At 40.5% G+C, this 5,125-nt stretch carries 6 protein-coding genes; 3 read left to right on the top strand and 3 right to left on the bottom strand.

From position 1 onward, the window contains the following. Window positions 1-93 precede the first annotated feature (93 nt). Genes L4C32_RS20220 through L4C32_RS20210 form a run of 3 tightly spaced genes read left to right on the top strand, consistent with a single transcriptional unit; the run spans window position 94 to window position 1,588 of the window. On the top strand, window positions 94-879 hold the full coding sequence (locus L4C32_RS20220; RefSeq protein ID WP_428198692.1) for a phospholipase A: 786 nt from the start codon (window positions 94-96) through the stop codon (window positions 877-879). Further along, the gene (locus L4C32_RS20215) at window positions 876-1,364 is read left to right on the top strand and encodes a type II secretion system protein (RefSeq protein WP_428198691.1); all 489 of its coding nucleotides are present in this window, start codon (window positions 876-878) and stop codon (window positions 1,362-1,364) included. Before L4C32_RS20220 ends, L4C32_RS20215 begins: the two co-directional genes overlap by 4 nt. After that, complete coding sequence (locus L4C32_RS20210) at window positions 1,361-1,588, top strand: hypothetical protein (RefSeq protein WP_428198690.1); 228 nt, start codon at window positions 1,361-1,363, stop codon at window positions 1,586-1,588. The genes L4C32_RS20215 and L4C32_RS20210 overlap by 4 nt, the downstream gene beginning before the upstream one ends. 81 nt (window positions 1,589-1,669) lie before the next feature. On the opposite strand, the gene L4C32_RS20205 is transcribed toward L4C32_RS20210, so the two are convergent. The 3 genes from L4C32_RS20205 to L4C32_RS20195 all read right to left on the bottom strand — a co-directional run bounded on the left by L4C32_RS20205 (window position 1,670) and on the right by L4C32_RS20195 (window position 4,898). Beyond that, window positions 1,670-2,122 carry a TetR family transcriptional regulator gene (locus L4C32_RS20205; RefSeq protein ID WP_428198689.1) on the bottom strand — a complete coding sequence of 151 codons (453 nt, stop codon included), beginning with the start codon at window positions 2,120-2,122 and terminating at the stop codon, window positions 1,670-1,672. Window positions 2,123-2,270: 148 nt separating this feature from the next. Beyond that, on the bottom strand, window positions 2,271-2,492 hold the full coding sequence (locus tag L4C32_RS20200; RefSeq protein ID WP_428198688.1) for a TnsA endonuclease N-terminal domain-containing protein: 222 nt from the start codon (window positions 2,490-2,492) through the stop codon (window positions 2,271-2,273). Between the two features lie 444 nt (window positions 2,493-2,936). Further along, window positions 2,937-4,898 (bottom strand): putative bifunctional diguanylate cyclase/phosphodiesterase, encoded by a 1,962-nt coding sequence (locus L4C32_RS20195; RefSeq protein WP_428198687.1) that lies wholly within the window; start codon window positions 4,896-4,898, stop codon window positions 2,937-2,939. Between the last annotated feature and the right edge of the window lie 227 nt (window positions 4,899-5,125).

Raw genomic sequence — 5,125 nt, 5'->3', positions numbered from 1 at the left:
GATTAAGGATACAAATTAAACGATATAAATCAGTATATTAGATGGATTTGATTTATAAAGCACAATAAACCTTAAGAGGCTTGGGGGGACAAAATGCTAACACAAGTTCTAGCGCTGGTATTAACTGCCGTGGTTATTGCTCCAGTAATGGCCAAAACAAACAAAGCAATATCTATCTATGATGACACATACGTCGTGCAAACCTATACCAATAACATCAATCAAGCGGTGTATGATGAGGCGTATGGCGGCAGAGTTGAGCAACTAAACGACACAGAGATTAAGTTTCAATTTTCTTTATCAGTTCCGATGGTTCGATACGACAGTGTAGCGCTAATGTTGTCCTATACCCAATTGTCACTATGGCAGTTGAGTAACAAAGATATGTCTTCACCATTTAGAGAAACGAACTACAAACCTCAACTGTTTATGATGCACCAAGGCCAATGGCCAGTATTCAACACGATCGAGTACGGATACCGACATCAGTCTAATGGTGGTGAGATAAACATAAGTCGTGGTTGGGATATGGGCTTCATAGCCTTTGAGCGAAACAATACGGCCATCGAGTATGGGATCCAAGGCTGGTACGCATCAAACTTAGGAGATAACGAAGATATAGAGGACTTCATACCGCCTTATGAGGTATGGGTTAGAGTTAACGGTGACTCCAGTAGCTTAAAAGTAAGGACCGCTTACAACTTTGACACTGACAAAGGCCACGTTGAGATTGGTTACACCTATGCACTGTCCAAGTTCCTAGATATCTATGCCCAAGTTTGGGAGGGCTATGGCGAGTCACTTATCGATTACAACCACAAGCAAACAAGGCTAGGCATTGGTCTAACACTTTCTCCAAGTATTAAGGTTATGTTATGAAAAATAAAGGGTTTACACTCATAGAATTGGTAGTAGTGATTGTTATACTGGGCATTTTATCTGCAGTTAGTGCACCTAGATTTCTAAATCTGGCAACAGAAGCGCGCACAGCCGCACTTGTGGGGCTAAAAGGGACTATCAGTTCTAGTGCGGAAATAGCCCATTCAAAGCTTGCTGTGCTTGGACTCGAAAATGCACCATACGTTCTATCGATACTAGATTCAAAGATATCCAGTTGGTGCAAGTTGTGTGCTTTTGAGTACGGATATCCCAGTACTATGCAAAATACTTGGAGTCACATTGCAACGGGAATTGGCGTGGAGGAGGATTTTTCTGCAGGTGTGATCAGAGGAACGAATCGAGTCGTTTTCAGCTTAAATGAAAATATTAATGGCGGGATACTGGAAACAGACCACTGTTATATCGAGTATACACCAGCAACGGAAAGCGAAAAATACAAACTTTACCTAATGGAGTGCCGATGAAAGTAAGCCAGCATAGTCCATTTGCTTTGCAGCAAATGAAATCAGCCGCCAGCTATATGAATACTCAAGTTGACCGATATGGTAGCGGCCTTAATATTAAACTAGATGCACAAAGTGGTAAGCCAACGATGCTAGTGAAGAATGAAAAAGGAGAAACCGTTAAGCGAATAGATGGCGCTATGGTAGCCAATAAAATGAGTAACGGCCTTTATGTAGTCGTATGAATAAGTTTTTGAACAAAAAGTCCGGAGACAACCCTTGGATGTTGACCAAGACTGAATTCAATTCTAGAGGAAAATTTGCGTTTATTCAGTTCGAGCAATACGATCTATCTCAACGAGGGCGTATCCAAGACACTTGTATACTTTCTCTTGTCTATGAGATAAATCCCCGTGATTAATTTTTTTGACCAAGCTTTCAAAGCCTATTGAAGAGGGAATTACAGGACCTAACGCGGCTATACATGACCTAAATTTCACATCAAACTGAATGGCTCTCACCCACGTAGCTTCAAATGAATCACATGAGCTAAAATCAATGCTCGCATGCAAAATAGTCGTTAGTTCAGGCTCGATAGCAGCCGCTATATCTGCTTTGTATTGAAAATGACAATTTATCCCTGAGCGTGAAATCCCAATATGCTTAGCTAAATTTCCAAGTGTGACTTCTTTAAAGCCTTGAGTCAGTGTGATAGATACAGCCGTATCGATAATTTTCTGTTTAGTGAGAGCAGCCTCTTCTGCCGTTGCTTTTGCCATAATCTAAAACCTTAATACTTTAACTTCAGAAGTATATGTTACACCTAAGTTCTTGCATGTAAATATCTTTATCGTAACTAAGTATATTTGTTTGGTCTCCTGAAATCCGAACAAATATACCAGATAACATCAATGATTAATCTAAGTGCTAAAGGGCATTTTCAGCTACCAGCTGCTTTTCTTTAAATCTTGCTCGAAAGTCTGTCTTAAGGATCTGACTTGAATGCTTTACTTCAACTGAAGAAGGCGTGTCCATAGCATCAAAAAGTTGAAAATCCGGAGTGTAGCGGCAGTAGCGCCCATTGAAATGATATTCACATCCTTGAGGCTGAGATTCATACCTAACTATTTGAGAAGACTTAAGGTGCAAATAAGAAGAGAATTCTACAAACTATGCGAATATATATTGCAGGCTTCAAGTTGGTGATGTTTGCAACGTAAGTCAGCATAACCAGAACTAACTTTCAGATAGTTACTGAGCAAATTGCAGTATTAGTTAGCATGGAATTGCATCAAAAGTCATCAAATTTAAACTTCTTTTGAAATGAACTGTTGTAAAATTACTACATTAAACCGTTTTACTGAGATCTTCGAAAAGTCGCTTGGTAATTAAGGTACGACAGAATCGCTCGGTGATCACACACATGTCAATCACGCTGTAACTCACATTTGGACATAAACGAGTTAGAGTGTTTATTTAAATGACAGATTTTAGATTATACAAAGTATCACAGACGTCAACACACCCACTGCGATGATTAGATGGCGCTACAGCTATACGTGAAAATGAATCATGCGCAGCTCTATTCACCCTTTAACTTTGCAGATTACTTCTGACTCTCATTGTAGGTAGCAACGTGACAAGTTCTAAAGGCTCTGGATTGTGCAGCCCGTATCCTTGACCAAAGTCCACCTTCATGTCGTATAACAGGCTGGCCAGTTGAGGGTGCTCGACATACTCAGCTATCGTTTCTAGATTCAGTGATTTGGCCATATTTACAATCGCCTGAACTAAAGCCGTGTCGGATTCATTTGAGCCTAATATCTTAATTAAACTGCCATCAATTTTCAGATAATCGACATTCAAATCTCGTAAATACGCAAAGGATGAGAACCCACTACCAAAGTCATCTAACGAGAAACGACATCCTAGTGCTTTTAAGCTCGTAATGTATTCTCTGGCAGTTTTAATGTTCGTCATGGCGCTGGTTTCAGTAATCTCAAAAATCAGCTGATGACCTTTACCTGACTGGCTAATCATGGCGATTAGCTCTGATAAGTAGTTCACATCTGCCAGAGTGTGGGCCGAGATGTTTACTGAATAGTGAATATCATCCTTGAGATGGTTTGAAAGCAAGCAATTGATGACCCAGCGGTCAATTTGACCCATTAATCCAAAACGCTCTGCGGCGGGCAGAAACATACCTGGAGGAACAATTTCTCCGTTATCATCAAGTCCTCTTAGCAGCACTTCAATGTGTCCGGTTTGCGTGTGGTGCTGGAGGGGGACAATGCACTGCCCATACAGCTTAAAACGAGATTCAAGCAACATGTGAGGTATTTTAGCCGCCCATTGCTCTTCTTTACGAATGGCTAATAATAATGGGTCGGATTCCTCGTACATCACGACGTTTTCATTGCCTGGTATTTTGGCAAGTCGGCATGCCGCGTCTGCGCGTGAAACCAACTCAGTAAACAAGAAGTTAGGCTTACCAACTGCAATCCCCGCTGACGCTCCTAATGTTATCGACTGCTCCATCCAATAAAACTCATGACTCTCAATAAGAGTAATGAGCTGCTTGGCTATCAAGTGCGCTTTCTCTGTACTGTTTGTGTTATCCAACCAGACAACAAACTCATCACCACCGACTCGAGCCAGCGTGCACTTTGATTGCTTACACAATTCGCGCATCTTCTTTGAAAGGCTGACCAAAAGCTCATCTCCTACGGTGTGACCGCATAAATCATTAATGAGTTTAAATCGATTAAAATCAAGGTGTACCAACACGCCGCCTCTCGTATTATCGCTCATCACCATTGATAATCCTCTGCGGTTGAACATGCCCGTTAATGCATCGTGAAGGGCGTGATGCTCCAATGTTTTACTGATGTGCATGTTTCTTCGAAAAGTGACGATGCTCAAGATAAATGTCAGTAAGGCGCTAATGAATGAAAAAAGGCCCAGATTCCAAAAGAGAGTCTTTTTTCTTTGCTCAAGCCGCTTGAGAGTTTCATTCTCGAAATCCTCTGCTTTCACGATAATCTCATCAATTTTTTCATCCATGTTTGTTATATATTGCTGATATGATGCTGCGGTTTGGTAAGCATCCATTGGCGATAAAGTCATTGAGTTAAGTATTGCTGTAATAATGAAAGAGATACCTTCATTGTAGGCGTAAAACTCGGTCGATAATGTGGCGAGTACTCGTCCATCATAAATGACATTACTTTGAAGCTCATGGTCCATATCTTCAAATTGAATGCGGGCCGCTTTTACCTCTATCCTCCACCGCTCACTAAGCTTGTGTAAGTCATCTGGGTTTTGAGTGTTTAATAGGATGTCTTTTTCTAGGGCACGTAAACCCATTAATCTATTTTTTAATTTTAGCCCCGTTACTTTAGAGTTGGAGAACGTTGCAAGCTCTGAGTTAAATTCACTCGTGATTTGATGCATCTTCCATGAGAACACTCCTCCTTGGGAGAGAATGATTACCGCAATGATGGTAAAGGCAATGACAGTGCTTCTTCCTAGCCGTTTTGATTCCAAATAAAGCATCACCAATTCCCTGTACATTGCGTTTTAATGGTAACAAAGCATTCATCACATGAATTAATGCAACTGACTGCATAGCCATCACATTGATAATAATAAGAAAAGTATAGTTACACTTTTAATGTAAGTGCAATTTTTATGTGCGGACATAAGCAACTCGATTCATTTTGAGATGAATAGTTTCAAGTGGTACGACAATAGTGATTCAATTTAATCATACAAGTAAAATC

It is taken from the genome of Aliivibrio kagoshimensis (assembly GCF_050337105.1).
Taxonomy (GTDB): Bacteria; Pseudomonadota; Gammaproteobacteria; order Enterobacterales; family Vibrionaceae; genus Aliivibrio_A; species Aliivibrio_A kagoshimensis.
Note: the sequence above shows the minus strand (reverse complement) of the source record. Positions and strands in the feature narration are given on the sequence as shown.